At 46.8% G+C, this 24731-nt stretch carries 25 protein-coding genes, 2 tRNA genes and 1 pseudogene; 10 read left to right on the forward strand and 18 right to left on the reverse strand.

The window, feature by feature from the left end; translation table 11 throughout:
• The 4 genes and pseudogenes from H6F66_RS28580 to H6F66_RS27845 all read right to left on the reverse strand — a co-directional run.
• Window positions 1-116: pseudogene (locus H6F66_RS28580) on the reverse strand (IS5/IS1182 family transposase); the annotation flags it as partial.
• Between the two features lie 39 nt (window positions 117-155).
• Complete coding sequence (locus tag H6F66_RS22460) at window positions 156-866, reverse strand: S-layer homology domain-containing protein (protein WP_199294854.1); 711 nt, start codon at window positions 864-866, stop codon at window positions 156-158.
• Complete coding sequence (locus H6F66_RS29515) at window positions 867-965, reverse strand: hypothetical protein (protein ID WP_347269420.1); 99 nt, start codon at window positions 963-965, stop codon at window positions 867-869. It lies immediately after the preceding gene.
• A gap of 35 nt (window positions 966-1000) precedes the next feature.
• Window positions 1001-1156, reverse strand: coding sequence for a hypothetical protein (locus H6F66_RS27845; protein WP_199294852.1), 156 nt, complete (start codon window positions 1154-1156; stop codon window positions 1001-1003).
• 450 nt (window positions 1157-1606) lie between these two features.
• On the opposite strand from H6F66_RS27845, the gene H6F66_RS22465 reads away from it, so the two are divergent.
• On the forward strand, window positions 1607-2581 hold the full coding sequence (locus tag H6F66_RS22465) for a DUF2382 domain-containing protein (RefSeq protein WP_190425722.1): 975 nt from the start codon (window positions 1607-1609) through the stop codon (window positions 2579-2581).
• A 145-nt stretch (window positions 2582-2726) separates the two neighbouring features.
• Here the strand turns inward: H6F66_RS22465 and H6F66_RS22470 are convergent, their stop codons facing one another.
• Window positions 2727-5363 (reverse strand): DUF3536 domain-containing protein, encoded by a 2637-nt coding sequence (locus H6F66_RS22470; RefSeq protein ID WP_190425725.1) that lies wholly within the window; start codon window positions 5361-5363, stop codon window positions 2727-2729.
• Window positions 5364-5934: 571 nt separating this feature from the next.
• Between H6F66_RS22470 and cax the strand changes: the two genes are divergently transcribed.
• Window positions 5935-7053 carry a calcium/proton exchanger gene (gene cax / locus H6F66_RS22475; RefSeq protein WP_190425727.1) on the forward strand — a complete coding sequence of 373 codons (1119 nt, stop codon included), beginning with the start codon at window positions 5935-5937 and terminating at the stop codon, window positions 7051-7053.
• Window positions 7054-7195: 142 nt separating this feature from the next.
• Window positions 7196-7480, forward strand: coding sequence for a peptidoglycan-binding domain-containing protein (locus H6F66_RS22480; protein WP_190425730.1), 285 nt, complete (start codon window positions 7196-7198; stop codon window positions 7478-7480).
• A 135-nt stretch (window positions 7481-7615) separates the two neighbouring features.
• Here H6F66_RS22480 and H6F66_RS22485 read toward each other — a convergent pair whose 3' ends face one another.
• Window positions 7616-8437: a tetratricopeptide repeat protein gene (locus tag H6F66_RS22485; protein WP_190425733.1), complete on the reverse strand. Its 822-nt coding sequence runs from the start codon at window positions 8435-8437 to the stop codon at window positions 7616-7618.
• 81 nt (window positions 8438-8518) lie between these two features.
• Window positions 8519-9607: a Holliday junction branch migration DNA helicase RuvB gene (gene ruvB, locus H6F66_RS22490; protein ID WP_190425736.1), complete on the reverse strand. Its 1089-nt coding sequence runs from the start codon at window positions 9605-9607 to the stop codon at window positions 8519-8521.
• 99 nt (window positions 9608-9706) lie between these two features.
• On the opposite strand from ruvB, the gene hisF reads away from it, so the two are divergent.
• The 3 genes from hisF (at window position 9707) to H6F66_RS22505 (ending at window position 10928) form a co-directional block, all read left to right on the forward strand.
• Entirely contained in the window at window positions 9707-10474 is a 768-nt protein-coding gene (gene hisF / locus H6F66_RS22495; RefSeq protein ID WP_190425739.1) for an imidazole glycerol phosphate synthase subunit HisF, read from the forward strand.
• A 105-nt stretch (window positions 10475-10579) separates the two neighbouring features.
• Complete coding sequence (locus tag H6F66_RS22500; RefSeq protein ID WP_190425742.1) at window positions 10580-10792, forward strand: hypothetical protein; 213 nt, start codon at window positions 10580-10582, stop codon at window positions 10790-10792.
• 63 nt (window positions 10793-10855) lie between these two features.
• Window positions 10856-10928: transfer RNA gene (locus H6F66_RS22505), tRNA-Ala, on the forward strand.
• Window positions 10929-11361: 433 nt separating this feature from the next.
• On the opposite strand, the gene H6F66_RS22510 is transcribed toward H6F66_RS22505, so the two are convergent.
• The 7 genes from H6F66_RS22510 to H6F66_RS22540 form a co-directional block, all read right to left on the reverse strand.
• A complete protein-coding gene (locus tag H6F66_RS22510) occupies window positions 11362-12090 on the reverse strand; it encodes an ABC transporter ATP-binding protein (protein WP_190425744.1) in 729 nt (242 codons plus the stop codon).
• Window positions 12091-12164: 74 nt separating this feature from the next.
• A complete protein-coding gene (locus H6F66_RS22515; RefSeq protein ID WP_190425747.1) occupies window positions 12165-12389 on the reverse strand; it encodes a 4Fe-4S dicluster domain-containing protein in 225 nt (74 codons plus the stop codon).
• A gap of 173 nt (window positions 12390-12562) precedes the next feature.
• Entirely contained in the window at window positions 12563-13771 is a 1209-nt protein-coding gene (locus H6F66_RS22520; protein ID WP_190425750.1) for an ATP phosphoribosyltransferase regulatory subunit, read from the reverse strand.
• Window positions 13772-13906: 135 nt separating this feature from the next.
• On the reverse strand, window positions 13907-14905 hold the full coding sequence (locus H6F66_RS22525) for a J domain-containing protein (RefSeq protein ID WP_190425752.1): 999 nt from the start codon (window positions 14903-14905) through the stop codon (window positions 13907-13909).
• Between the two features lie 75 nt (window positions 14906-14980).
• Entirely contained in the window at window positions 14981-15829 is an 849-nt protein-coding gene (locus H6F66_RS22530; RefSeq protein ID WP_190425754.1) for an inositol monophosphatase family protein, read from the reverse strand.
• A 76-nt stretch (window positions 15830-15905) separates the two neighbouring features.
• Window positions 15906-16379, reverse strand: coding sequence for a thermonuclease family protein (locus tag H6F66_RS22535; protein ID WP_242019002.1), 474 nt, complete (start codon window positions 16377-16379; stop codon window positions 15906-15908).
• Window positions 16380-16443: 64 nt separating this feature from the next.
• On the reverse strand, window positions 16444-16812 hold the full coding sequence (locus tag H6F66_RS22540) for a 2Fe-2S iron-sulfur cluster-binding protein (RefSeq protein WP_190425758.1): 369 nt from the start codon (window positions 16810-16812) through the stop codon (window positions 16444-16446).
• A 64-nt stretch (window positions 16813-16876) separates the two neighbouring features.
• On the opposite strand from H6F66_RS22540, the gene H6F66_RS22545 reads away from it, so the two are divergent.
• Window positions 16877-16961, forward strand: a tRNA-Ser gene (locus H6F66_RS22545).
• A gap of 210 nt (window positions 16962-17171) precedes the next feature.
• Here the strand turns inward: H6F66_RS22545 and H6F66_RS22550 are convergent.
• Complete coding sequence (locus H6F66_RS22550) at window positions 17172-18935, reverse strand: EamA family transporter (protein WP_190425760.1); 1764 nt, start codon at window positions 18933-18935, stop codon at window positions 17172-17174.
• A gap of 225 nt (window positions 18936-19160) precedes the next feature.
• The gene (locus H6F66_RS22555; RefSeq protein WP_190425762.1) at window positions 19161-20417 is read right to left on the reverse strand and encodes an inorganic phosphate transporter; all 1257 of its coding nucleotides are present in this window, start codon (window positions 20415-20417) and stop codon (window positions 19161-19163) included.
• Between the two features lie 243 nt (window positions 20418-20660).
• Between H6F66_RS22555 and H6F66_RS22560 the strand changes: the two genes are divergently transcribed.
• The 3 genes from H6F66_RS22560 to H6F66_RS22570 all read left to right on the forward strand — a co-directional run bounded on the left by H6F66_RS22560 (window position 20661) and on the right by H6F66_RS22570 (window position 23148).
• Complete coding sequence (locus H6F66_RS22560; RefSeq protein ID WP_190425764.1) at window positions 20661-22034, forward strand: hypothetical protein; 1374 nt, start codon at window positions 20661-20663, stop codon at window positions 22032-22034.
• Window positions 22035-22046: 12 nt separating this feature from the next.
• On the forward strand, window positions 22047-22451 hold the full coding sequence (locus H6F66_RS22565; RefSeq protein WP_190425769.1) for a hypothetical protein: 405 nt from the start codon (window positions 22047-22049) through the stop codon (window positions 22449-22451).
• Window positions 22452-22515: 64 nt separating this feature from the next.
• Window positions 22516-23148, forward strand: a complete 633-nt coding sequence (locus H6F66_RS22570) for a hypothetical protein (protein ID WP_206755804.1) — start codon at window positions 22516-22518, stop codon at window positions 23146-23148.
• A gap of 398 nt (window positions 23149-23546) precedes the next feature.
• On the opposite strand, the gene H6F66_RS22575 is transcribed toward H6F66_RS22570, so the two are convergent.
• The gene (locus H6F66_RS22575; RefSeq protein ID WP_190425775.1) at window positions 23547-23750 is read right to left on the reverse strand and encodes a ChaB family protein; all 204 of its coding nucleotides are present in this window, start codon (window positions 23748-23750) and stop codon (window positions 23547-23549) included.
• A 151-nt stretch (window positions 23751-23901) separates the two neighbouring features.
• Complete coding sequence (locus H6F66_RS22580) at window positions 23902-24441, reverse strand: hypothetical protein (RefSeq protein ID WP_190425778.1); 540 nt, start codon at window positions 24439-24441, stop codon at window positions 23902-23904.
• Between the last annotated feature and the right edge of the window lie 290 nt (window positions 24442-24731).

A 24731-nucleotide genomic window follows, 5' to 3' on the forward strand; every position in this document is an offset into this window, starting at 1 on the left:
ACCACTGCTTGCATATCTACGGTGCGCGGACGACCTCCCGGTTTAGCTTTGGGAATCAAGCTGGATAACAGTTCCCATTGTTCTTGGGTCAAGTTACTCGGATACGATGATGTCATGGCTCTCAAAATGCTGTCTGATAATTTGCTATTGACAGGTTATCGTTTTGAGAGCTTTCCTGGCTTCTCAGACATCCTCTTAGAAGCTTCTACATTGCCAGCAAGAGGTTGTATCTTTCCCTGACGAACCAAGGTCTGATGAATAAGAGCAGCAATCTCCCCACGGGTAGCAGGTTGATTAGGATTAATAACCTTTGGATCGGGATAGTTAACCACAATATTTGCTTTTGTGGCTTCGGCTACACCATTAATAGCGTAGTAAGGAATCTGCTCTGCGTCTGCATAATATTCGCTAATAATCACTGATGCAGGACGGTTAAGAAACACACCTTGGCCTGTAGCTACGCTTGATGCGGTACCGCTATCCGGGGTAGTCTGGCTATTTGCCACCGTGGGGACAGCACCGCTATCCGAGATAGTTTGCTTATTTGCCACCGATGGGACGGCGGAAGTCGTCGCCAAGGGCATAAATAAACGCTTCTTGGTTGTTCGATGTCTGAGTGTGGGGTTTCTGGTTGCTTGAGTGGGAACTGCTGGAGCTGTAGATGCGGTGGGAGGGCTAGAAGGGCCATCTAGAACCTCCGCTAAGGAAACTATTGCCTGAACCTTGGAAACTTCTCCTTTTGGGCGAAAGAAACCGCCAGGATAGCCAGTCATAAACCCAGTTTGATAGGCTTCCTCAATTGCCGGAGCTGCCCAATAGCCTACAGGAACATCCTTATATACACTTCCACTGGGTATCTGTGCCACCTAGTTTTGATTAAAAGCTTGACGAATTATCGCAGCAAATTCATCGCGAGCGAGTGTTTTATTTGGTCTATATGTTCCATCAAGGTATCCAGTAAGAATGTTTTTTCAGCTAGAGCTTTAATAAAGGGTCTCGCTCAATGATTTTGAATGTCAGGAAAGCTAGTTGCTGATTCTGGAGCCGCAATTACCTTTTGTAGATCCGAAGTTACCAAGGGGACAATTGTACCCACAGCTACTCCTAAAGTTAGCAAAGCTATACTTGCTGATGACCAACGAGAGAAGTTAGACATTTACAGATACCTCCAAATATTTTTTTTATATAATTATGTCTACCTGTCGGATGATTTTAATTCCCCCCCTGGCGATGGAGAAATATATATCTATAGGCAGATTAGAAGATTGGAGATAATTAGAAATTGCTCATTTTTTTAGTTTTTTAAGAGCCGGGCTAATTTCAATTTTCTTATCTCTATCGGGTGGTTGGCTAAAAAACTATCTTAAGGGAGATGATAGAGCAAAATTTGTTATTCGTTAAGATGGTTATGTATTGAATGTATTGGAATTTAATATAACGTTAATACTAAATAACAGCTTGGCAGGGAAGAGAAGGGCTTAAACTTTCGACATCCGCTGTAAGTACAATATATAAAAATTAATTAAGTCAGTCCCTAGCCAGATGGAGCGATCGCAAATACTTTTAAGCTAGATAGTAAGTGAATAAAAGAAGGAGAAAATAAAATATGGTTCTTTACAAGCTCGAAGACTTTGATACAAACTATCAGGACACTTTTGGCGGTGATGACATCAAAGGGTTTGATGTTTATTCATCCATAGATGATGACAAGATTGGCAGTGTCAAAAACATCATGGTGGATGAAGAAGGGAATTTTCGATATCTGGTTGTAGATACAGGCTTCTGGGTTTTTGGCAAGAAAGTATTGCTACCAGTTGGCCGTTCTCGCATCGACTATGATGATCGCCGTGTCTATGCTGTAGGACTGACGAAAGAGCAAGCAGAGGCTTTACCTGAGTTCGGCGATGACCTGAAGGTTGATTACGATTATGAAGAGCAGGTGAGAGGAGTTTATCGCGGATCATCTGTAGAGCCAAATGTGGAAACAACGGCACAGATAAACACCACAACTCCTTTGGATGCTTCGGCTGCAATGGGTGCACCACCGATAGCTCCTATGCCCTATGCGGCTCCGATGACAGGGAATATCCCTGCTACGCCTACCACTGCTGCTTACGATCGCGATAGCTACAACTATCAGCAAGATGCACATTTGTACAATATGAATGAGCAGGATCATCAAACTCTCAAACTGTACGAAGAGCGGCTGGTTGCAAATAAAAAGCGCGTTAAGACCGCAGAAGTGGCGGTTGGTAAGCACGTTGAAACCGAAACTGCAAGAGTTTCCGTACCCATTGAGAAAGAGCGAGTAGTTGTTGAGCGCGTAACTCCAGCAGACGCTGGAAGGGCAGTTGCTCCTGGCGAGGCTACTTTCCGTCAAGGCGAAGTCGCACACATGGAAATTTACGAGGAGACTCCTGACATTCACAAGGAAGCCTTTGTGCGTGAGGAAGTCAGAATCCACAAAGAAGTCGAACACGACACTGTTACCGCTCAAGAACAGCTGCGTCGTGAAGAGTTAGATGTAGATTCCGGAAGTCTTCCGGTAGATGATACAAACGTCAGACGCGATCGCATCTAATCGTGTTTAGTTAGTTCTGGGGTGGTGAACACCTCTGACCAACCCCTCTCCTAAAAGGAGAGGGGCTTTTAATTATCCACAAAATCACTAATTAAAAGGTAGAGACGTTAAATTTAACGTCTCTACCTTTTACATGAAAACCTTTTTACAACCAGGCGCTGACATCAACAGCTAACTTTTGACCCAAGCGTAGCAACTGATGTAGGTGCGACGAATTTGAGTTAGTTTCTGATGACAACTGAGGCACAATTTGATTGTGCAGACATTTGAAGTATAGCTCCTGCGCCCGGAACATAGATAAGCCCAAGTTGAGTTTATTGGCAACTTCAATCGTGCGCTCTAAACGTTGGACATCTGCCGACAGAGTGGCTGGGTTAGAGTCGTGCAAGAGGTGCCAGAGCGATCGCAATATCAACTGCTCTAGAGTTGGCTTTGCATCTGGTATATTCAGACGACAGCGCAGATGATTGGCTTCGGTAGCGATCGCTTCTAGTTCTGCCAGGTAACTCAAACTTTGTTGGGGATCGCCGTTTTCTTGCTCCAGCGCCTGGAGTGCGATCGCGGCGCGGTTAGAAATCGCCACTTCTGCCGCTACCTGCAACTCTTGTGGTACAGGCAACCCGTCGCGATGGAACGCCATCAGAACACCATAATTATCCCGGTAAACCTGTGTATATAACTGATCCAGCCGAGTCAGAGTGTTGTGACTTAACAGCCGCATAATCCGGTGACGCTCCTCTGGAAACAACTTCTGTAAGTTGAACGAGTGACCGTTAAACAGTTGACTCATCGCCAGGATAGCGTGAGCCGCACTAGCTTCTTGCAGCGATGCAAACAGCTTATCTTTGAGATGGCTGTAAGTACGACGACCTGCAAATGGTTGAATGCAGCAGTGGAAATCCCAACCCCCCAGATGGAGAACTGCAAAGACTAAATGAGTGCTTTCCCAGGTAATCTCTGAAACCAGCCGCAGCTGCCCCACAGCCAGAGTCAGCGATCCCATGCGTTGCAATTGGTAATCTAACTGATGGGCATCGTAGCAGTAAATCCGCTGTTGTGCGGGATAAGTCGTAAACAGAGAACTGATGGCATAGTGCGCCGCCACTTGCTCCATAGTAATCTGGGCAGTTACGACTAGCTGGCGGTAGACTTCAGCACCGTGCTTGAACAATTCAACATTACTAGCAGCTTGGGAGAGGCGCTTGATAAATGGTTTTTCTAGCTGGATACCAGAGACATCTCCCGCTAGTTCCAACGCACGCGAAGCGTAGCGCAAAATCTGCGTTCCTTCGGGTCGAGAAAGTTCTTCAAAAAACCAACCGCAACTGGTGTACATTAACAGGCTGTGGCGCTGCATTTCCAACAGGCGCAGGGCGTCTACCTGTTCAGCGGCGGTAAGTTTGCGCGAACGGTGGCGGGTGAGGAATTTTTCGACATTGGCAGGTGAGCGATCACGTATTACCTGGATATATTCATCCCGCGCTTGCCAGGGATCGCGGAAAACCTGCTTTCCATGCTCCTCATAAACTTTAGCCAGCTGATCCCGCAACCAATCGAGAGCAGTCCGCAGGGGACGACGCCATTTCTGGTGCCAAACACCCCCTTCGCCGCCGCAACCGCAGTCATCCTGCCAGCGATTTACCCCGTGAGCGCAACTCCAAGCCGTCACCGGCTTAAGTTCCACCTCCCATTTAGGGGTATTCAAGCTTAGGTAATGGGCATAGTTGGTGACAGTCCAGCCGCGCCGGGGAAGTTCGTGGGTAAAGGCAAAAGCTAAGGTTTTCTCCGTACCGCCTTTGTGGTGTCCAAAAGTTTCGCCATCTGTAGCTACAGAAATTAATTGCGACTGGCGATGGTCGCCGCGCACCGCTGAACCGATGCGCCCAGCAAACGTACCCGCCCAACCCAGTACATCGTTAAATCCCATATCCCGCGATATCGGGCCATCGTAGAAAAAGATATCGATGTAGGGGAGAGATTGGGGATCAGTGGTTGGGGAGGGAAGACGATCCCCCAGTTCCCAGTCCCCGATTGCCAGTCCCCTATTCCCGTTTAGGTAACAGCGGTAAGGACGAGTGGGATCGATTTGAGAGCCGCCGACTTCCAGCCATTGAGTTACTGGTTGCTCGTCGGTGGGGATCAAGCGACAACGTTCAGCTTGCGAAGGTGCTAAAACAATAAACTTAATGCCCTCGGCGACTAATGCTTCTAAGGTTGCATAGTCAACAGCAGTTTCCGCTAACCACATTCCTTCGGGATCACGCCCGAAGCGAGAGCGGAAATCTTCCTTACCCCAGCGGATTTGAGTCTGTTTGTCTCGCTCGTTGGCGAGGGGCATGATGATGTGATTGTAGACTTGCGCGATCGCATTCCCGTGACCGTTGAGGCGATCGCAACTTTTGCGATCCGCTTCCACAATCCGCTGATAAACTTCCACATCGTAGCGTTCCAGCCACGACATCAGCGTTGGGCCAATATTAAAGCTTAAATACTCATAGTTATTCACGATCTCCACGAGTTCGCCGCGGTCATTCAAGACTCTGGCAAAGGCATTCGGGCGATAGCATTCGTGGTGAATCCGTTCGTTCCAGTCGTGGAAAGGAGCCGCACTCGGCTGTCGTTCAATAGCATCTAGATAAGGATTTTCGCGGGGCGGTTGGTAAAAATGACCGTGGACAGTTACATAAACGCCATTAGCAGTTTTCAGGGGATCAGTAGCTTCTGAGGCGACTGTCTCCTGGGCAGCATACATTGAAGCTGGAATATCAGCAGCAGAAGTCATGGGATCGCATCCAATTTGTAAAAGACTTAAGATTATTGAGCAATTATTGGCTCACTAAGATAGACAACCTTAGCTATTAGGGGCTGGCTTTTTCCGTTTAGCTCCCTTTAGCTGTTATTAGCGACCGGAAAAGAGCGATCGCTCGTACCGATGAGCAACTTGCGTTCCCCTCATGGGAGGATCAGCGAATGAATTGGAAAAGCTTTGGGTGTAACTTGCAACTTACATGATTCAACCGCAACAACGCTATTCCTTGAGCAGTAAATTCATGTAATTGAATATTAAATTGATTTTTCTTAAGGAATCCTGCATCTAAAGTTATATTCCGTTACAGACCCAGCCGCCAAAAACCCAGAACGCTTAACAACCGAGTATCCTAGACACGAGACTTTGATAAAAAGTCGATCCTACCGAACTAAGCAAAGCCTGTAAGATGGCACCTTGCCAATCATTGGCGGCGAAGTTTCTCCGGCTTCCCTAAAATCGCTCCAAAATCACGCGCTGTTTGGGGAAGAATTAATCTCCCCTAAAATCACTCCAAAATCCAAAATCCAAAATCCAAAATCCTTAGATGCTGTCTCTCAACACAATCTTATCTATCCTCTTGCTGTTTATTCCCGTCTCCATTGCAGGTCACTTTCTGGAGTGGGGATCGGCGCTAATCTTCATCACAGCCTGCTTAGGCATCATTCCCCTCGCCGCTTGGATGGGGACAGCCACAGAAGAAATTGCTGTAGTCCTAGGTCCCTCACTAGGAGGTTTGTTAAACGCTACTTTTGGCAACGCTACCGAACTGATTATCGCCCTAGTTGCTCTGAATGCGGGGCTGGTGGATGTTGTCAAAGCCAGTATCACAGGCTCCATCATCGGGAACTTGTTGTTAGTTATGGGCTTTTCCATGCTCTTAGGAGGCTTACGCTACAAAGAGCAGGAATTTCAGCCGATTGTGGCGCGGGTGAATGCTTCCTCGATGAATTTGGCAGTAATTGCGCTGCTGCTGCCAACCGCGGTGGACTATACCTCTACTGGGATCGATGAAGCCACCATCCAGCGACTTTCGATCGCCGTCGCTGTAGTGTTAATTGCCGTGTACGGGTTGACGCTGCTATTTTCCATGAAAACCCACGCCTATCTCTACGATGTGGCTTTGGCTGAGCAGGATTTAGTTGAGTTAGCCGAGGCAAATCTAGCCGAAGAATCCCCGGAACACAAAGTTAACCTGCCGTTGTGGGTTGGGGTGCTATTAGGAGCGACGCTGCTAGTGGCTGTAGAGTCAGAATTACTTGTAACCACTCTGGAAGAAGCTACTTCCCAACTAGGATTAACGGCGCTGTTTACAGGGGTGATCTTGGTTCCTATTATTGGCAATGCTGCTGAACACGCGACAGCAGTCACTGTGGCGATGAAAAACAAAATGGATCTTTCCGTTTCTGTGGCGCTGGGATCAAGTTTGCAAATTGCCTTGTTTGTGGCTCCGGTCTTGGTTTTGGCAGGTTGGATACTAGGTAAACCGATGGATTTGGATTTTAATCCCTTTGAGTTGGTAGCTGTGGCTGTGTCTGTATTGATTGCCAATTCGATTAGTTCCGATGGTCGCTCGAATTGGCTAGAGGGTACGCTGCTATTAGCGGCTTATGTTGTTTTGGGATTTGCCTTCTACTTCCATCCTGTCATCGAAGGGATCGGTTAGGTTTTGTAGAGACGTTTCCGAGGTTTCTACAGATAGGAATCACCCAAATGGGCGATCGCGTTTTCACCAGGATGGGCGGTGGGGAAACGCGATCGCTCTAAGTAGATTGGTAGTGTAGAAAAGTTTCAACGACCAACAATCCATGCCATCCACACAACAGTCTCAACCGATCAACAATCAAGCAACTACCACTATCGATCTACCCACTCTGCGTCTTGGTCAATCTGGGCTGGCTATTAGAATGCTACAGCGGGTTCTAACTTGCAATGGCTACTATGACCAATTTTTGATAGACGGCATATTTGGCTCTCGCACAGATGCAGCTGTAAAAGCCTTCCAACAAGACCATCGCTTAGTTGCAGATGGAATTGTGGGTGCTAAAACCTGGAACGAATTGAGCAAAGTATCTCTCGAACCAGGTTGTTGACAACCAATTGCTCCTCAAACCTGCTAAGATAAATACCGAGCGCGCTGCTAAAATAGCATTAAAAGCGATGCTTGGCTATACCGAAGCTCTATACCGAAAGTAGGAAACTCGGTTTCTTTTAGAAACCGAGTTTCTTTATTGCAGTTTCAGGAACTTCTCCAAAGCTGCTACCATCGCCGGAGACCAGCGGCGAACATTCTTCACCCAATTTAAATCTTTGTAGCGAGAATCAAGTCCGACAGTCGCCACCCAGTTACTCTCCGCTTCACCTCGCTTTCCCTGTTCCCAGAGAGCAGCTGTGAGAGCAGCACGCATATCCGGAAATTGCGGATACTTGCGGACTATATTCTTCATAGTGCGAATCGCTTCGTCTTTCTGACCTGTTTGATAAAGAGCGATCGCATAATTAGCTCTGGCAAAAGCAAAATTTGGGGCTAAATCGGCGGCTTTTTGATAATCTGCGATCGCCTCTTCCCAGTGTTCCTGTCCTGCTTTGGCATTTCCGCGATTATTGTATGCCATTGCATCGTTGGGATCAATTTCCAAGACTCGATTGTAATCAGCGATCGCATCTTCCCACTGTCCTAACCCTTCCAAAGCAGTACCGCGATTTAGAAACGGGTCTGGTGCATTCGGAGCGATTTCAATAGATTTATTAAAGTCTGCGATCGCATCTTGCAATTTATTCTGACTGATCTTAGAATTTCCCCGATTACTCCAAATAGCCGGATTGTCGGGAAATCGCTCAATCAGTTGTGTCCAATACCCTTCAGCCGTAGCAAAGTCGCCTGCATTCGTAGCGGTAAAAGCTTTAGCCGCCAGCTCATCTCCTTCCTGCAACTGAGCCTCAGTATAAGTGGAAGATTGTTCTTGCGCGATCGCTGTCGGGACATTCACCCACCCAGAGGAGACAAAAATCAGCAGAACACTCAATAAAGCTAGAATCAGACGCATCATAAATTATTTTCCCTTGTAAATCTCCTTGAAGCGAGGCAGAGCCTCCCTAATCTCTTCAATATCATTGTCCATTGCTAAGGACTACTCATACCCTAAATGCTTGCGCGCATTTGGAGTAGCAACGCGACCACGAGGTGTTCGGTGCAAATAACCAATTTGCAACAAATATGGCTCATAAACATCTTCAATTGTTTGGGAATCTTCGCCAGTTGCGGCAGCGATCGCTTCCAAACCCACTGGCCCCCCATTAAACTGTTCTATCATTACTCCCAGCATCAAACGATCCGCCCAATCCAAACCCATCGGATCTACACCGAAGACTTCCAAAGCTTCTACCGCAACAGGCTGCGTAATTTCTCCAAGCTTCTTTACCTGAGCAAAATCTCGCACCCGTTTAAGAAGGCGATTGGCAATTCGGGGAGTTCCACGGCTGCGACGAGCAATTTCTTCAGCACCATCAGGCGTAACGGGAGCTTGCAGAAGTTCGGCAGTACGCTGCACAATTAAAATCAGTTCATCCAACTCATAAAAGCGTAACCGTTGGATTAACCCAAAGCGATCGCGCAACGGCGAAGACAGCGATCCCACCCGCGTCGTTGCTCCCACTAGAGTAAATGGCGGTAGCGGTAAACTGCGAGTTTTAGCGGTTTGACCCTTACCAATCGTAATATCTAACCGGAAGTCCTCCATCGCCGGATAAAGCAATTCCTCTGTCATCCGGCTCAATCGATGGATTTCGTCAATAAATATAATATCCCCCGGCTTCAGACTCATTAGTATCCCCACAATATCGCGGGGACGCTCCAAAGCTGGTGCTGAGGTAATTTTACAACTGCTGCCCATCTCCGTCGCCAAAATCAGCGACATGGTTGTTTTCCCCAAACCTGGGGGGCCATACAGCAGTAAGTGATCCATCGTCTCACCTCTACCTTTCGCCGCTTCGATGGCAATCTCTAGAACTGCCTTGAGGTCTTTTTGCCCGATATAATCTGCTAGTCGCCCTGGTCGTAGCCCTTCTTCCTGCTTCTCGGTTTCGTCTAGCATCGCTGTTGGCTGCAAAATCTCTTCTGGCGGTGCTTTGGGGGATTTATAGCTACCAGATGACTCGCGAGAGCGTTTAGGTTGCTTTTCGGGTTCTTGAGATTGTTGTTTAGAAGAAATTATCGCCATGATTAAAAATTTGTTGTAAAAAAACCACTTAAGCAGGAAGACACAAAAGGTTTACATTAGATAGGCTCTCATTATGATTACATTCTGTAGGGGATTGTCATGCTGGCAAAAAGAATACTGCCTTGCTTAGATGTGAAAGCGGGGCGAGTTGTCAAAGGTGTTAATTTTGTTAACCTCCAAGATGCAGGCGATCCGGTGGAACTGGCACAAGCTTATAACGATGCGGGTGCAGATGAGTTGGTGTTTCTGGATATTACGGCTTCTCACGAAGAACGGGACATTATTTTTGATGTCGTATACCGCACTGCTGAGCAGGTGTTTATCCCCCTCACGGTAGGTGGGGGAATTCAATCCTTAGAGACTATTAAACAATTGTTAAGGGCGGGAGCAGATAAAGTCAGCATAAATTCAGCGGCGGTACGAGAGCCAGAGTTTATTAACCGGGCAAGCGATCGCTTTGGCAACCAGTGTATTGTTGTAGCAATTGATGCACGACGACGGCAAGACCCAGTTAATCCCGGCTGGGATGTTTACGTGCGCGGTGGGCGAGAAAATACTGGAATAGATGCGATCGCTTGGGCGAAGGAAGTCGAGCAACGCGGCGCAGGTGAACTACTTGTCACCAGTATGGATGCTGATGGAACCAAGGCTGGCTATGACTTGGACTTGACGCGCACTATTGCCAAGCAAGTGCAGATTCCAGTTATTGCCTCTGGCGGAGCAGGAAATTGCAGCCACATTTACGATGCCGTAACCGAAGGTAAAGCGGAAGCTGCTCTTCTTGCTTCCCTGTTACACTACGGAGAACTCACTGTATCAGAAATTAAAACTTATTTAGCAGAGAATCAAGTAACAGTGCGTATGTAATAGCAGTGCAAACTCTGTCTTCAGGGAGAGGAAGCGATCGATTTGTAGCATCAATCTGTTCATCTGTATATATTAGAATAAAAGAAGTGTTACGAAACTTAAAAAATGTTGATAGGTATTTTAATTTTTGATGTTGCGTTAGTGGCATGGTCGCTGCACCTGATGCAGGAAGCCTTCGACCAACAGGAATTTTCTCTGATGCTGGCTGGAACTTTGGTGGCGTTGTCGGCTGCTGCTATGTTAGTCGTATATTTTTTGATGAATAGCTACATGGGGTATATCAACAATATTGCTCAGCACCCCTGCTCATTTTATTAAAAGTCTTTCCGAAACAACTTGACGACTTACCAAAATTTGAGGCATAATAATAAAGCACCGCACGGGGTTATAGCTCAGTTGGTAGAGCACCTCAATGGCATTGAGGGGGTCAGCGGTTCGAATCCGCTTAGCTCCATAAGTAGAATATAGAAACCTAACACCTAAAGGCGGAGTTACGCATTTCTAATCCTAAGTATACAGATTAGAAATGCGATCGCGCCTTTAGAAATATGTAGTGATAGACAACCAAAATAAAATTTTTGACTCTGTGGCGACTTATTCAGAATGTGGTTGTAATTCTGTCAAAAATGGTCGCATCTATACTAGGAAAAAAGATTTTTAGGACTTTTGCCTGCGAAAAAGGTGACAAGCAATAGATTTGGCTAGACTTAGATAACAAAGTTGTGTATTTGCTAATCTAATTAGTATATATGAGCGCACGGATTTCCATTGTATAAATATACCTTGCAAAGCAAAATTTGTATAGGCTTTAATACAAAAAAAATATCGCCCAAAAATCCGTCAAAGCGAACTATGTTTGTATAGCCCCAGAGTGGAATAGACGTAATTTAATGAGCTTTACCCGCACCTAGATAAAGTTCTCCCACCTTGGGGTCATTTAATAATTCTGTACCGGGGCCAGAGAAGCGATCGCGTCCAGTATCCAACACATAACCCCGATGTGCCATCGCCAGAGCTTTTCGGGCATTCTGCTCTACCAACACAATTGCTTTACCCGTTTGATTGATAAGTTGAATCTGCTCAAAAACATTGTTTACGAGTAGGGGAGACAAAGCGGCGGAAGGCTCATCCAAAAGCAACAAACTGGGATCTAACATCAAAGCCTTTCCCATCGCCAACATCTGCCTTTCTCCTCCAGAGAGAGTTCCCGCACGCTGACGACGACGATTAGCTAGTACGGGAAACATAGAAAATATTTTATCTTTCAGAGGTGGCAAAGGGACCTTACGAATAAACGCACCCATCTCTAGATTTTCTTCCACCGTCAGCGAGGAGAAAACATTAGAAATTTGAGGTACATAGCACATCCCCCGCTGAACAATTTGATCCGACCTTAAGCCAGCAATATTCTCACCATTAAAAGTAATTTTCCCTTTATGGGGAGTTAATAGCCCAAAGATAGTTTTTGCCAGAGTTGATTTTCCAGCACCATTAGGGCCAATTACGGCGACCAATTCACCGGGATAAATCTTGAAATTTATACCTTGCAGGATATCTAAATCTTTGACATATCCAGCGTGGACATTTTCAACTTCTAATAAAGGTTCATTAATCATTGGAAGATTGGCTAAGGTCAGGATGGCTAGTGGCTAATGGCTTTAAAATAATTAGCAATTAGCCATTAGCAATATTACGGTGTTTTTTGCAAATCAGGGCGTTCTTCTGGAACAATTGCTCCTTCTACTGGGCATACCTGTAGGCAAATACCGCAGTCAATGCAAGTGGCAAAATCAATCCAATACCAGTCAGTACCCTTAGTATTCTTACTGGGGCCTTCGTGAATACAGGCGACTGGACAGGCATCGACACAATCAGCAACGCCTTCACAGATATTAGTAACAATAGTATGCGGCACGGTGTTCTCTTTCTTAGGATGGACAGACTGCTGTCTATAGCCTACCAAAGTCCTTTAATCAAAATAGCTTTTTAAAACGCAAAGGTTAGCAAAAGAGAAAACTTTCTACGTTAGCGAAGCGGCGCGACAGCGCCACCTCTGAGCTAACCTTTGCGTACTAGAGCGTTTAAAATCTACCTTACTGCTTCAATTTCAGCAGCACCCTGAGCTTTTACCCACGCAATGTGACTTATGCGACGGCTGCGGGCATATTCTCGCAAATCTTCCTTGCTTCGCTCTCCTAATTCCATCTCCACCCGCACCAGATGAGTAGAATCTCTGAGAGTTTGGGCATAGGCGAAAGCTGCCATGTATGCTTTTGGTGTCTCAGGGACGACCAACCAATCATTTGCAGGCGTTTGGCGGGGCATTCCGGGGCGGGAAAGCAAAACTTGGTATAAATCTTCAATATTGAGCGCAAACCCAATACTGGGAAAAGTTTTTCCCAGAGGATGATATAGTCCTAGCAATTCGTCGTAACGCCCGCCTTGTCCCAAAATTCGTGCTGGCGCGTCTGTGTCGCTGGTGATTTCAAACACAATGCCCGTGTAATAATCAAAGGTTTGGATCAAGCTGAGATCCAGAGTTAGGGGAAAGTTTGAGTCAGCAAGCAGTTCAACGAGCGATTTGAGATTATTAACTATATTTCGCTCAGATGCAGCTAAATCAAGGGTTGAAACTCGTTGTAGCACTTCAGCTGGGTGTCCGCGCAGTTCAAAGAGAAATAAAGCTCTTTGGCGCAATTCTGGCGACAGAGGCAGAGTTTCCAGGGTGATGCGGTCGAGATGAGCGATCGCGCGTCTTACTTTATCTTGCAGCTCGGCGGGAAATGGGGAAAGAAGCGATCGCGTCAAACCTGCTTCTCCCAACACCACGCGCCACTGACTCAAACCCAGACAATTCATGCAGTCGCGCAGCAACAGCAGCACTTCTGCATCTGCTAACACGCCCCCAGACCCCAACAGTTCTACTCCCGCCTGGTAAAACTCCTCTCTGCGTCCGTAATTTCCTCCAAGCGATCGCCGAAACACGTTAGCGTTGTAGTAAAGACGTTGCGGATAGGCGACACCAGCCATGCGCGTCACAGATGCACGAGCAATAGAAGCCGTCAACTCTGGGCGCAGTCCCAGAGTTCCTTCCTCAGCATCCTGTATCTGGATTACCGTCGAGCGTTGAATAGCTCCACCTGCCATCAACGTATCCAGCCGTTCCAGAGTTGAGGTAATAATCCGGTGATAGCCCCACCGATGATACACCTGCTGCAACCGATGTTCAATCCAGCGTTTTTGTGCGACATCGAGGGGCAGTAAATCTCTCGCGCCTGATGGGGGTTGATAAACCATTGTTAAATTCGGGAATAGGGACTGGGGACTGGGAACTGGGGACTGGGGACTGGGGACTCTTTACTAGGCGAAGAATATTCAAGGCTTCCCAATCCCTAATCCCTAATCCCCAATTCCCAATTCTCAGTCTCTAATTTACTTTTTCTTACCAAACATACCAAAAAAGCCGCCTGATTTATCCTCTGGCTTGCCTGGAGCTGGTTTACCCGCTGATGGCTTGGGTGGTGTCGTTGTCTTGCTACCCGCAGTTTTTTGCGTCAGCTTCTCTAGTGTTTGCTTGACCTCTTGCGCCATCGGGTCTTGGGGGTTTAATTTCAAAGCTTGGGTGACATGCACTTTAGCCATTGTCACCTTTGGGGGATTTTGCTTTAAATAAACCATCCCTAATAAGCTGTGACAGCGGCTATTATTTGGCTCCATTTTTAGAGCTTCCCGCAATTCTATCTCTGCCTTAGCAAACTGGTTTTTACTGATCAGCTCTTCAGCGCGACGGCAAAATGGATCTACCATTGTAGTTCCAGTTGCAGTCCCGGTTGCTTTCCCAGATGCAGCACCAGCATTTCCAGGGGTGGAAGTCGTTGCGGTGTTCGTCGTGGGCGTTGGGTTTACTGCTGCTTTCGCTGGCTGCATCCCGGCTTTAACACCCTCACCTTTGCTTTCTTTGCGCCTCAGATAGACCATATTGAGTTCGCTGATTTGCGCGATCGCTTCCTTGACTTGACCCAGCGATTCATACTGCTTTTGTGCCAAGTTTTGCAGTGCAGTTTTGTAGCTGTGGTCTAAATCCCCACCAGCAGCAGCTAATTTCTGGGCAATTTCACTTTGGGGTTGGATATTAGCCGATTCCCCAGCCAAGCGCTTACCCATACGCCCTAGCATCACAACATATTCTGCCCGACTGCGCTCAGCAGAAAGTTGTTCATAGGCAGGATTTACCAACTTTGACAACAGTTGGCTTGCATACTGTTTTTCGGCTGCTTTTTCCGCTTTGCAACTATCTGGATGTAAGCTACGAGCAATTTTGAGATATCGTTTGCGGATGTCATTGACCCCCGCATCCACTGGCACCCCTAAAACTGCGTGGTGGTCGATAAAATCTAACTTAAAAAGTCCACGTTCGATGCGAAATGACATAGCCCGCTATCCCACCATCAAAGCCAAATAATTCTTCTAGTTTACTTCCCTTTATTAAACCATGTGTGACTTTGCTTACCGAGTTAGTTGATTTCCCGCACTTTCCCATCCACTTAAGGGAGTAACTTGCGAAAGTTCTTGACTGAGTGAGGAATGAATATAACTATTTGTTGCCAAAATTCGACCAGAACTAATAACTAACGGGCTACCATCGTAGGCGGTCAATTTACCACCAGATTCCTCCACAATTACTATCCCCGCTGCTATATCCCAAGGTTGTAGACCCCTCTCCCAGTAACCATCCACCCGTCCACAGGCAACATGAGCGAGATCGATGGATGCAGAACCGCTACGCCTTACGCCCTGAGTAAGATGAGTCAAGTGACAAAACTCAGCGTAATTATTATCAATAGTCTCCCGTCGGTCATAGGCAAAGCCACTGACAAGCAGGCTCTTGCTTAACTGGTCGGTCTTGGAAACTCGAATAGGGCGACGATTGCAAGTTGATCCTAACCCTTTAGCAGCGCGAAACAACTCATTATGAAACGGATCGTAAATAACACCAACTTGGGGAATTCCGTCAATTAGTAATCCCACGGAAGAAGAGAAAAAAGGATACTGATGAGCATAATTTGTTGTACCATCGAGCGGGTCAATTGCCCAGAGATATTCACTGGTTGTATCTCCCAGTTGACCAGATTCCTCTGCCAAGATTTGATGTTCGGGAAAATGGCGAGTAATCACCGCCAAAATTGCCGTTTCAGCAGCTTTATCGGCTTCTGTCACCAAGTCGCCTGGTCGTCCTTTTTCTTGAACTGCTTCTAAATTGCCCCAGTAGGCTTGCAATACGGCACCACCAGCTAGCGCCGCCTCAGTAGCAATATCTAAGAAAATTTGCAATTGGTCGGGGGTATGGTTGCTCATTTGTTTGGTTTTTTGGCTAATGGCTAATGGGTAATAGCTAATGGCCAATGGCTGTTGAACAATTAGCCATTAGCCATTACCGATTTTGCCGACGAAACTCAGTTGGGGTCAAGCGCATGGGTTTTTCCGGGTTCCAAATGCCTTTTCCCATAAGTCGGGCGAATTCTTGGGCATTGGTTAGCCTTTGCTCATACTTGTTGTTAATACTTCGCGGTACATACACATACCCTTCTACCACCAGCTGCTCATTCACCAACATCCCATCTTTCCATACATAAGCCAAGGTGCGCTCAAACTGATCTTTGGTTGATCCCTCCGACTCTAACAAAACGATTTGCCCACCAATCAGCTGCTTGAGCTTTTCTCGCGCCGCCGTTCCCCAAGGCTGTTGTTTCATATCCGGTGCCTCAATTCCCAGCAACCGTACCCTCTCAATCAACGCTGATGGCTTGCTAGTGTCCACTACTTCCAGGGTTTGCCCGCTGATAACCCGCTCCACCTTAACGGTTACTCCTGTCGGGGTTTCTTTCGGTTGACAACCCGCTAACATAAGGCAAGCAAGAAAAGGTAAAACGCAAAAGAAAAGTTTTTTTTCTTTTAGCTTTTGCGTGATTCTATTCTTCATCCAGAGGTAAGCCGACGCGGACTTTGCCCTTGGCAAAATAGCGCCCAAACTGGAGTTCGTAGACTTCATCCTCATCCTGCGTTTCCACCTCCAGGTCGGATCTAGGATAACTTACACACAAAAGAGCATAACCCTTGTCGCGCAGTTCCGGAGAAAGCCCCATAGCCTCTGGCTGATGGATTTCCCCAGAAAGCACGCGCACGGCGCAGGCAGTACAAGCTCCATTGCGACAAGAAAAAGGTAACTCCACGCCCTGCTGCTCCACGAAGCTCAGAATATAGCGGTCTTCCGGCACTTGCAGCTCGTGATAAGTACCCTTCTGGCGATGATGTATCCGAATCGTGTGGTAATTTGTCATAAAAATAGTGTATTATTAAAAATCGCAGCTTAAAGCTGCTAAACTCAAAAATAATAAATCCCCTGGAGAGGTGGCCGAGTGGTTGAAGGCGCAGCACTGGAAATGCTGTTTAGGGCAACTTAACGTGGGTTCGAATCCCACCCTCTCCGTTTTACAATCTATCCTATAAAAGGTGTACAAAAATTTTCACTTTTTGTACACCTCTTTGTATGGAATATTTGATTGTACTTTTAATAATTTTCCTATTTATGTAATCAGCGATCGCTTGCCAATTTATGTAGAGAAATATGCGATCGCTGCCTATCCTCTTAATAAAAAAGGGTGAGCATTGCCCACCCTACTAATTGGAATTTTTGTATTTATTTCGCAGGTTGCTGCGGTTTATTCTGAACCAGTAGCCGTTCAAAACTTAGGGCAAATACTCCTAATGTAACCAGTAATATTCCCGTAATTGATATTGGCTGCAACGCATTCTGAGCGCTGGGAATAATTACAAATGCCAAAACAGCCGTCAGCACTGGGCCGCTAGAAGCGACGATTGAGGCTCTTGCTGCACCCAAGAAGCGCACTCCAAAGTTGTTCAACAGGTAGCCCACGAGAGTCAAGATACCCAATACCACGCCACCGATTATCAAACCAAATCGCCGATCTGGAATAAGCTGGACAGCGAAATTTCCCGGTAACGGCAACATTAGGCTGAGGCTAGAGAGGACAAAGATGGTTGAGAACTGAATTAAGCTGACGGGTACGGGATGAAGTCTTTTAAAGCCGAGTTGCATGAAAATCAGGTATAAAGCAAAGGCTATACCTGAGACTGCGGCTGTGCCAACTCCCACAGGGGAAATACCCGGCACTCCAGTACCACCCGCCGGGAAGATTTTAGGAAATGCAGCGAGGATAACACCCACAGAAATAGCAATCATCACTCCGACGCGGAGGAGAGTCGGGCGATCGCCAAAAAACAGCCATGCTAGCGGGACGGTGACAAGAGGATACATAAACAGAATTGTCACCGCAACCCCAGGCCCAATTTGCGAGATGGCGATATAAATTAGCACCTGCGACAAAAACAGGAAGAAGCCACTCCCTACAACCGTCAACAGTCCTCGACGGTTTGGGTCGAATAAAAACTTCCTGATATCCCTCCAAACGTTGGGATAGAGTCCTGTGGCGAATATTGCCATCAGTGGCAACACTACTATCATGCGGAGCCACAAAATTAACAGCGAGTTGCCCAAATTCAGCTTGATGAATCCTCCGAAGAGGAACGCGCCAAAAATGTTGCTTTCTCTACCGACGACCTGAACAACAACGTTATGAATGGACAACGCCACGGTAGAAATTAATACCAGCAGTAAACCGAGTTGGTTTTGGGAAGTTGGTTTAGTTTGGCGAGAAAGTGGTAATGGGGCACCTGGAATCTGTAATGGGATAGGACTAGCTTCTGGCAGGCGTTGGCGATCGCGTTCAGGTTCGGTTACATTCTCTCGGTCTGATGGCTGGATTAATGGCAGCGCACTCGCTTGTAGTTTGAGTTGGTCGTTCAGACGATTGACAAGAGCCTCTAAAATCGCCTCTCCTTGTTGCTCCAAGCTGTGCATCCGGGAGAGTTGCTGGGAGAAGGAACTTTGATAGCTGCTGATGTCTTGTTGCAGCGTTTTAAAGGTCGTCCTCAGCGTTGTATCCAAGGATGCAAGTATGCGATTAGCACTCTCGTTGTATTCGTTCGGCGAAGGCGACAAATTGTCACCAGCAGAGCCGCTCAGAGGTCGATAGGAGCTACCGCTTTGCTGAGACAGCCGCTGCATCAATATCTCTTGTAGATGCTCTGCCAGCGCTTGGGTGAGTTGACTGACCAAATATTGCTGCTGTGCGCCTTGTTCCTGGGATGGAGGGTCTTGTAATGAAGATGGCAATTGCTGACGCTGAGTTTGCAAATTGTCAATCTCAGCGATTAAGCGGGATTTTTCAGCTTGTAGCCGCTCAACGTCTTGATTCAACTGGACGATGAGGTTTTGCTGTAAATTTTCAAGTTCCTGAATCATTGCTCTCAGGAGGTTTTCGGCGGCTGTGGAATCCCCTTTGCCATACTTTTCAGGTTGATCGTTGTCCAGTTGCACCATTAGCGTATAACCTCGATGCTGTTGGCTATAAGGAAGCTTGTTTGTAACTTTGTCTGCTTATAGTTTTATTTATTATTCCCATTATTTTGTCAAAATACTCTTAAAAGTATTGTAAATTTCTCTCAAAAGTCGGATTTTGCCTATGGGTTAGGTGCGTTATTTGTTTGCTATTAGTATAGGATGCGAGCAGTTTAGTTCAAAATTCAGCTTTAAGAGACGCAACACTCAAGTCGCTACCAAACGCAACCCCAAAAAGATTATTGCTCCTAGAGCAGCACTAATGGGAAGGGTAATCAGCCAAGCGAGAGCTATAGATTGCAGGGTTTGGAAGCGGATGGACTTCCAGCTTTGAATCGCGCCAATGCCAACTACAGCGCCAACAAGGGCGTGGGAGGTGGAGACGGGTAAGCCGAAGCGGGAGGCAACTAAGATGGTGGTGGCGGTGGCGAGTTCGGCGCAGAAGCCGCTACTGGGCTGTAGGGGAATGATTCCTTCGCCAATGGTAGCTATAACTTTTTTACCCCAAACCGCAAGACCTGCAACGATACCAGCGCCGCCGAGTACCAAAATCCATAGGGGAACGCTGAAGCCATTTACGGGAACGGAACCTGTACGATTGATGTAGGCGATCGCAGCTAAGGGAGCGATCGCATTCCCGACATCATTGGAACCGTGAGCAAAGGCGACAAAGCAAGCACTCAGTAGCTGAAACCGCGCCATTTGTTGTTCCAGAGGATCGGGGAATTTAGACTTTTCTTCTTTCCAGCCGCCACTATCTAATTGTTGCCAACTGTACCAGGTGAGGGAAAAGGTAGCGATCGCGCCTATTAAGAGGGGAATATCGTGAGTGGGAAGATTTATCCCGAATCTGTCTGTAAGTAGAGTGTCTATAGGTTTACTTACTGGCGGTAGAACGATTGTGCCAAAGATGCCTAACAGCGTCGCACTCAACCAGGGAATCCACTCGCGCAAGCGAAATAAGGGATCGGGTTGATCGAGTATCCAACGTTTTACCACGCTGTAGAACAAGGCGGCGATCGCGCCACTCACCACAGGCGTTATTACCCAAGCGAAGGAAATTAACCCGATTGATGACCAGTCTATAGCACCAACACCAACGGCTACCCAACTAAAGCCTGCGATCGCGCCTACTACAGCATGAGATGACGCTACTGGCAAGCCTTTACTTGTGGCAAATTGCAGCCACAAACCACAGGTTATTAGCACCGAAACCATCCCGATTAGTAAAATCTGGGGTGCATCAGCGAACACTTCCGGCTTTACAACTCCCGTCGCCAGTGTTTCGGATACCGCACGACCGAACAACACCGCACCTGTAAATTCTAAGATACCAGCAATTATCAATGCTTGCCGCAGCGTGACAGCTTTTGACCCTACCGACGTTCCCATCGAGTTAGCAACGTCGTTTGCTCCCAAGTTCCAGGCGACGTAGAAAGCTAGTAGGGCGAGGAAAACTATCATGTCGTAAATACGGATAGCGACATGGCTAGTTTATATCGGTGAAGCATCGCTGAAAAGAGGTAACGCTTCGGTTTGTGGATAGAAGATCGGAATTTGAAGCGAAGATTTTTACTTAGATCCAGGCAAAATTTGCATCCTTATTGCTGCGGATAAACGCGCCCAACTCTGTATAGGTATCTATTCAACTATGTGGGAAGACCGACTTCTCGATCAGAGCGGTGTGAGTTTAGTAGGGCTTAATTTATGCGTTTTCCTAGTGTTGCTGTTTGTACTTTAGCTGCTCTTGTAGCTGGAGGGATGATAGCCCAAGCAAGTGAAAGTCCGAGTTATGAAGGTTCTGGTTCTCACCAGGAAGCCGTGACCAATGAGGGGAGTGTTGTCACCTCGGTGGTCACTCCCAGGAGTATGACAGCGATCGCTATCCCAGAAGTGCAACAAAAGCCAGGATTGGCACCCAGGCAGGAATTTCCGCTGCCTTCTCAAAATGCCCCAGAATTAGCTGCAAGGCAACTTCCAGCATTGGCAGCTGCCCCCCAAACCGATTTGGCAGAAATCTCTGAAGCTGCGGCGCTTCCCCCCAATAACATCCTCACAGACTCATCAACAGGTTCTGATGTTAACCAGCCTGAATCCGCCAGGACAGCTTCTGATTTAGCTTCCTTCCGAAACGGGGAAACTGTTAACGAAGCGGCTGTAAATGAACGAATGATACCCAGTGGAGGTGTATTTACATCCAAGGCTGAGGCACTCCGTCCAGATGAGGCGATCGCTAACTCGTCAACGGTACAAGCTAGCCAGTTAATGGCAACAAAACCGAAAGCCGGCAATACCTGTGCCTCCCAAAGGAATGAATCTGCAACTTATCAAGTCGCTCAAGGATTGACAACACAGGGTACAGAACGCTGTCCGAGTCCGGAACCTGTTGCGCCGCTAGCGTTGCCAGCACCAATCCAGGAATTTGAATCTTCGCCAGCCTTAAGTATCTATATCCCAGTTGGCTATGGTGCAGATAGAAACACCGCCTTTATCAGCGGCACGTATCAACCTAGCGTGCGAGAAGATAGCGGTTCTGTAGGGGCTGCGGGGATAGGCATCGGCTTAGGCAATGCCAATAAAGCCGTGGGAGTAGAACTATCTTACGCTTTAGCTACAAATGACAGCTTTGGCGAAGGTGGTTTTAATGGCAAGCTACATCGTCGATTTGGGGGAGATGTCTCAGCAGCATTAGGCTGGAATGGCTTTCTAAATATTGGTCGCAACGACTTTGAACAATCTAAATATGGAGTTGTTACCAAAGTATTCCGAACACGAGAATCTCTCAATAATGCTTTCAGTCGCGTTGCTGTTACGGTTGGTGTCGGTGATGGACAGTTCCGTTCCAACGGTGCGGTTGATGCCGGTCAAAACAATATCAACGTGTTTGGAAATTTAGCAGTTCGAGTTGTTCGACCTGTTAGTTTGATTGCGGAATGGACTGGACAGGACTTAGCATTGGGTCTTTCCATCGCTCCCTTCAAAAACTTTCCTTTTGTGATTACTCCAGCCTTGCGCGACATTGCAGGTGCCGGTGATGGCTCTCGGTTTGTATTAGGTGTTGGGACAGCATTGAAGTTTTAAGGAGTACGCCAAATGCACACCATAAAATCTCTAGGTTGGGTTGTTGGCTTATCAATTGTGGCGCTGGGTATTGCTGCGCCTGCAAGAGCCGACCGTAGTTATTCTGACATCACGGGAACTAATATCTGGAACAACACGGCGCCCGTTTTTGATACTGATGACAAGTTAGATCCGGAGCTAACCGCAAATATTACCCGGCTTAACCAGGAGTCACAAGCAGCCTTTCAAGCCTGCGGAGCTGCTCTGACAGAACAAACTCCCACTAGCCGCCGGTTTACGCGACAGCCTCAAACACCACCCCCTGTTCCCCAGGCGTGTCAGCGGCTAGAGCAGTTAAGGGCAGAAGTAGAAAACTTGAGAACTACTTTGCAGCAAAAAGACATTTCTAGAGCCAACTCCGGTTTGCGGACTTGGTAGAGGTTCGGTTGTCAGTTGCAGAGTCATTCTAGTGTGAGCAGGAGCAATAATTACGATGAGGCAGATGAAGCGTAAAAACGGTAGAACCGCCAGGTTCAAGTGGCTACTGGGAGCGATCGCGGTTGGGTTTGTGGGCGTGGCAACACCCGTTCACGCTGAAGATATGTTTGGCAATGAAGCTGTCCAGTTTCCGGTAGATACGACGGTTGAATTTGAATTCAAAGAGTCCCACGGAGCTTATCTATCAACGCTTGGCGTTGTCAATTTAGATACGGGTGAACAGACAGTGCTGTTTCAGGAAGTCAAACCCTATGACGCCTTCGGAAGCGGCCAGCCTCAGCCTTCCTCGCCCGGTCAAAACAATATTGGCACGGCAATCGATTTTCTGGGGACAGTTGATGGGGGCGCTGTACAAAATCGACTCAGTGAATATACTTTTAAGGCGAATACTCGGTATGCTTTCTACCTGGAATCTGTTAGCCCTACAGGTCAAACTCGCCGCAGTGTCAGATCCACCACCAACTTAGCAGCTGCGTTTAATGGCCGTTTGGATGATGGCACGAACCAAGAAATTACTGGTGTTCGCATCGCTTGGGATGATGCAGGGCTACCCCAACCAGGAAAAGATGAGGATTTCGATGACTTCGTGATTGAGGCGGGAGGGTTCCCACCCGTTCCCTGTCCCCCAATCCGCTAATCGCAATTTGATTATTTTGATCCCCCAAATGTACTCCCTTAAAAAGAGGAGGTAAATTTGGGGGATTTTGTTGTGAGTAGATATAAATTAAAGAGAGCGATCGCGCTTCAGGAGATGGGGATGCGATCGCTGTTAGTAGGCTGGAAAGTTTGTCTTATATAGTGGCGGCTGATATCCGTGATATTCGTCAGACAAATCCGGTTCCTCTGAATCTTCGCTAGGTAGATCGTACATTGTTGGCAAGGTCAGCCTGGGTGAAAGAGGCAGATCGGTTTGTGGTAGTAGGCGACTGCTGTTAGTCAAAGCCAATCTCTTGGGTGTATAACTTTATCTAAATATGCCACACAGCTAATATTTTTATACTAAATTAGTGGTAGCGATCGCTTTCACATCTCTTTCTATTCTGGCTTCTTGTGCCAGTTACCATCTTCTCCTTTTTCATAGTCTCGCTTTACGGCACTCCAAGAGACTTTAAAGGCAGTTTCTTCCTCTTTGTACTCTTCGTTAGCATTATTAAATGCTGCCAAGAAAATCTCTTGGGCGTGTTTGGGTAGGTGATTTCTTACGGAATCTGGCAATTCCTCAATTTGTTGATAAGGCATAAATAATATTTTCCTGATTAATCTAATACCAGGTTGATTTTATCAGAGCCAAAATTCATATCTCTAAAGGCTTACTTTTAAGAGAGTGTGGTAGCGAAGCGGTATTGCTCTAAAGCGCATGGTTTCACTAAAGCAAATCGTTTGTAAATTACTACTCATTGCCGTACCGTTGCAACAAGCAAGTTAAAAACTCAGCTGCTGTTGTGTAGGTTCGCGTTTGGGTACTACTACCTGAACTTACTCGCCAACCTTGTGCAGTTTCAGGCGATCGCCATAATTCTAAATGCTCTACTGACGGATCGGCATAGAAACTATCTTGCCCGGTTCCCAGTACAGCGGAACTCCAGTAAGTAAAGTAATCGTGGCTGATTCGGTGAATCGGAAAATTGCCACTTAAAGGAACACCCCAGCCATCTACAGCAATAAAAGCCTTTACGCTTCTTCCCGATAACTGCCACATCCAAGCTGCACCAATGGCACCTACAACACCAGCACTAAAACTGATAAATACTACCGGAGAATTTACCGAACTTTTCCATAAAAACTGCAATATGTCAATAGCTGAATAAGCTGGGTAGTCGTGAGCCGGAAAAATCAACAAATTTTGATTTGAACCTTCCCATCGCAACCCTTTTAAGAAGCCTTCAGTCAGTTCTGCATCGTGGATTCCGGGACAAATGATTAGGCTCATTAATTTAATTTATAATTGATTGTAGGTAAAGCATCTACCCTAAGGCATAAAAACAATAAAACTTTTAGATTATTTGCAGCAAGGTTGCTCTGGGTACTTTGTTAGGCGATTACTTCGTATATCGCTAGATACGCATTAAAAAGCAAAAGGAAAAAAATAATTCTTCACTTTTTTCCTTCTCACGCTGGTTTTTCAATGTCTAGTCTAATACAGGGTTTTGTAGCTATATAAACTGTAATAAATCGTGGCGTTGCTTCGATTTATTAAGTAATGCTAACGCTGCGATCGCG

Source organism: Trichocoleus sp. FACHB-6, from assembly GCF_014695815.1.
In the GTDB taxonomy this organism is placed as follows: domain Bacteria; phylum Cyanobacteriota; class Cyanobacteriia; order Cyanobacteriales; family FACHB-T130; genus Funiculus; species Funiculus sociatus.

Coding starts and splice junctions, on each gene's coding strand:
- H6F66_RS22570 (WP_206755804.1), top strand. CDS start 22,516: ATGAAGCGTAAAAACGGTAGAACCGCCAGGTTCAAGTGGCTACTGGGA.
- H6F66_RS22470 (WP_190425725.1), bottom strand. CDS start 5,363: ATGACTTCTGCTGCTGATATTCCAGCTTCAATGTATGCTGCCCAGGAG.
- H6F66_RS22550 (WP_190425760.1), bottom strand. CDS start 18,935: ATGGTGCAACTGGACAACGATCAACCTGAAAAGTATGGCAAAGGGGAT.
- H6F66_RS27845 (WP_199294852.1), bottom strand. CDS start 1,156: ATGTCTAACTTCTCTCGTTGGTCATCAGCAAGTATAGCTTTGCTAACT.
- H6F66_RS22540 (WP_190425758.1), bottom strand. CDS start 16,812: ATGACAAATTACCACACGATTCGGATACATCATCGCCAGAAGGGTACT.
- H6F66_RS22555 (WP_190425762.1), bottom strand. CDS start 20,417: ATGATAGTTTTCCTCGCCCTACTAGCTTTCTACGTCGCCTGGAACTTG.
- hisF (WP_190425739.1), top strand. CDS start 9,707: ATGCTGGCAAAAAGAATACTGCCTTGCTTAGATGTGAAAGCGGGGCGA.
- cax (WP_190425727.1), top strand. CDS start 5,935: ATGCTGTCTCTCAACACAATCTTATCTATCCTCTTGCTGTTTATTCCC.
- H6F66_RS22575 (WP_190425775.1), bottom strand. CDS start 23,750: ATGCCTTATCAACAAATTGAGGAATTGCCAGATTCCGTAAGAAATCAC.
- H6F66_RS22560 (WP_190425764.1), top strand. CDS start 20,661: ATGCGTTTTCCTAGTGTTGCTGTTTGTACTTTAGCTGCTCTTGTAGCT.
- H6F66_RS22520 (WP_190425750.1), bottom strand. CDS start 13,771: ATGGTTTATCAACCCCCATCAGGCGCGAGAGATTTACTGCCCCTCGAT.
- H6F66_RS22500 (WP_190425742.1), top strand. CDS start 10,580: ATGTTGATAGGTATTTTAATTTTTGATGTTGCGTTAGTGGCATGGTCG.
- ruvB (WP_190425736.1), bottom strand. CDS start 9,607: ATGGCGATAATTTCTTCTAAACAACAATCTCAAGAACCCGAAAAGCAA.
- H6F66_RS22535 (WP_242019002.1), bottom strand. CDS start 16,379: ATGTTAGCGGGTTGTCAACCGAAAGAAACCCCGACAGGAGTAACCGTT.
- H6F66_RS22480 (WP_190425730.1), top strand. CDS start 7,196: ATGCCATCCACACAACAGTCTCAACCGATCAACAATCAAGCAACTACC.
- H6F66_RS22510 (WP_190425744.1), bottom strand. CDS start 12,090: ATGATTAATGAACCTTTATTAGAAGTTGAAAATGTCCACGCTGGATAT.
- H6F66_RS22465 (WP_190425722.1), top strand. CDS start 1,607: ATGGTTCTTTACAAGCTCGAAGACTTTGATACAAACTATCAGGACACT.
- H6F66_RS22530 (WP_190425754.1), bottom strand. CDS start 15,829: ATGAGCAACCATACCCCCGACCAATTGCAAATTTTCTTAGATATTGCT.
- H6F66_RS22485 (WP_190425733.1), bottom strand. CDS start 8,437: ATGATGCGTCTGATTCTAGCTTTATTGAGTGTTCTGCTGATTTTTGTC.
- H6F66_RS22525 (WP_190425752.1), bottom strand. CDS start 14,905: ATGTCATTTCGCATCGAACGTGGACTTTTTAAGTTAGATTTTATCGAC.
- H6F66_RS22565 (WP_190425769.1), top strand. CDS start 22,047: ATGCACACCATAAAATCTCTAGGTTGGGTTGTTGGCTTATCAATTGTG.
- H6F66_RS22580 (WP_190425778.1), bottom strand. CDS start 24,441: ATGAGCCTAATCATTTGTCCCGGAATCCACGATGCAGAACTGACTGAA.